Here is a 436-nt window from a genome sequence, read left to right on the forward strand (position 1 = left end):
AAATCGTAGCCCAGACTTTTCGCATCCACCACGGGGCGGTCGAAAGAAATCACGTTTTCGCCACTGCCCGGTAAAACCGGTCCGAACACCACAACGGCGGCGCATTGCCGTTGTAAATCATCTACAAAAGCTGCCTGTTCGATGTCATTATCCACATACTGGACGATCAGCGTTTTGTTGAGCACTTTCATTGCGCGCGCAAACGCGGGAAGTATACGCGCGCCACTGCTTTCATCACGTGAGGAAAGCACCACGCCGATATGGCTTGATGATTGACTCGCCAGGTTTTGCGCGGCAAAGCTGGGGCGGTAGTTGAGTTCTTCTACGGCCCGTAATACCGCCTCACGGCTCTCTTCGCGAACACCTCGGGTCCCCGTTAGCACGCGGGAAACCGTTGCTCTGGAAACATTGGCTAGTCGAGATACATCATCAATCG

At 54.1% G+C, this 436-nt stretch carries 1 protein-coding gene; it reads right to left on the minus strand.

Annotated elements, in window-relative coordinates; all coding sequences use genetic code 11:
- Nucleotides 1–434, minus strand: a 434-nt coding sequence (locus M975_RS22010) for a LacI family DNA-binding transcriptional regulator (RefSeq protein ID WP_245164528.1), incomplete at its 3' end; no start/stop codon positions are given.
- Between the last annotated feature and the right edge of the window lie 2 nt (nucleotides 435–436).

It is taken from the genome of Buttiauxella brennerae ATCC 51605 (genome assembly GCF_001654925.1).
GTDB classification, from domain to species: Bacteria; Pseudomonadota; Gammaproteobacteria; order Enterobacterales; family Enterobacteriaceae; genus Buttiauxella; species Buttiauxella brennerae.